General features: G+C 70.3%; 2 protein-coding genes. Both read left to right on the top strand.

From position 1 onward, the window contains the following. Positions 1 to 257 (top strand): ATP-binding protein (locus G4D87_RS37435; RefSeq protein ID WP_163787545.1); only part of this gene is annotated, 257 nt, incomplete at its 5' end. After that, positions 254 to 1,621, top strand: coding sequence for a sigma-54-dependent transcriptional regulator (locus G4D87_RS37430; protein WP_163787544.1), 1,368 nt, complete (start codon positions 254 to 256; stop codon positions 1,619 to 1,621). The genes G4D87_RS37435 and G4D87_RS37430, both read left to right, overlap by 4 nt. Positions 1,622 to 1,713: the final 92 nt, after the last annotated feature.

The following is a 1,713-nucleotide window of genomic DNA, read 5'->3' as shown; positions in this document are numbered from 1 at the left end:
CCTGGGTGCGGTGCACCGTGCGGGACGGCGGGCCGGGCTTCCGCTCGGAGGACCTGCCCCATGTCTTCGAGCCCTTCTTCAGCAAGCGGCGCGGCGGCACGGGGCTGGGCCTGTCCATCGTCCAGCGCATCCTGGAGGAGCACCAGGGTGTCATCCGCTTGCGCAATCACCCGGAGGGCGGCGCGGAGGTCACGCTGCTGCTTCCAGCTGTTTCTTCGCCTGTATCAACCCAGCACGTAGACTCCCTGGCTTCATGACCCGTACCCGTATCCTCCTCGTGGACGACGAGCCCGGCATCCGCCTGGGCATGAGGGGCTTCCTCACCACCCATGGGTTCGACGTGGACGAGGCCACCAGCCTCGCCGAGGCGCAGGAGGCGTTCCGCGCCACGCGTCCGGACGTGGCCGTGGTGGACTACCGGCTCACGGACGGCACCGCGCTGGAGCTGCTGCCGCGCCTCAAGGACATCGACGCCTCGGTGCCCCTGGTGGTGCTCACCGGCCATGGCTCCATCGAGCTGGCCGTCCAGGCCGTGAAGGAAGGCGCCGAGCAGTTCCTCACCAAGCCGGTGGAGCTGGCCGTCCTCAAGGTGGTGCTGGACCGGCTGGTGGCGCAGCGCCGCGAGCGGCAGCGGCTGCTGGCGGAGCATTCACGCATCGCCCGTGGGGCGGTGGACCCCTTCGTGGGTGGCAGCGCCGCCATCCGCGCGCTCCAGGCGCAGGCCGAGCGCATCATCGAAAGTGACAGCCCGGTGCTCATCACCGGGGAGACGGGCAGCGGGAAGAGCGTGCTCGCGCGCTGGCTGCATGAAGGCGGCCCGCGCAAGGACGCGCCCTTCGTGGACCTCAACTGCGCGGCGCTCTCCAAGGACCTGCTCGACTCGGAGCTGTTCGGCCACGAGAAGGGCGCCTTCACCGGCGCGGTGGCCGCCAAGCAGGGCCTGCTGGAGGTCGCCGACCGGGGCACCCTGTTCCTGGATGAGATTGGCGACATGGACTCGGCCGTCCAACCCAAGCTCCTCAAGGTGCTGGAGGAGAAGCGCTTCCGGCGGCTGGGCGACGTGAGGGACCGCCGCGTGGAGGTGCGCCTCATCGCCGCCACGCACCAGGACCTGGGCGTGGCCGCCCGCGACAAGCGGTTCCGCAGCGACCTCTACTTCCGCGTCAGCACGCTCATCCTCCATGTCCCTCCGCTGCGTGAGCGGCCCGAGGACATCGTCGAGCTGGCGCACCACTTTCTGGCGGAGCTGGGCGCGGCGCGGGGCCGCGGCGGCGTGGGGCTGCAACCCGACGCCCAGGCGGCCCTCACCCGCTACGCGTGGCCTGGCAACATCCGCGAGCTGCGCAACGTGCTGGAGCGCGCGGTGCTGCTGTCCGGCGGCGGGCCCCTGTCCCGGGGGGACTTGCGCTTCGAGGCCAATGTCAGCGAGGCCGCCTCCGACGCCGACGACCACCTCACCCTCGAGGAGCTGGAGCGCCGCCACATCGAGCGCATCCTCCGCCGCGAACACGGGCACGTGGAGCGCGCCGCCGCGCGGCTCGGCATCCCCCGCTCATCCCTCTACGAGCGGCTCAAGCGCCTGGGCATCAACCGGTCCGGATTCCAGAAACCGGATCCGTAGCCTGGACACAATACGCAGTCACGGGCCGGAGCGCCGGAGCAAGCACCGGAATTTACATGGAACCGAGACACTGTCTCTTATACACAGCTCCG

The organism is Myxococcus vastator (genome assembly GCF_010894475.1).
In the GTDB taxonomy this organism is placed as follows: domain Bacteria; phylum Myxococcota; class Myxococcia; order Myxococcales; family Myxococcaceae; genus Myxococcus; species Myxococcus vastator.
Note: the sequence above shows the minus strand (reverse complement) of the source record. Positions and strands in the feature narration are given on the sequence as shown.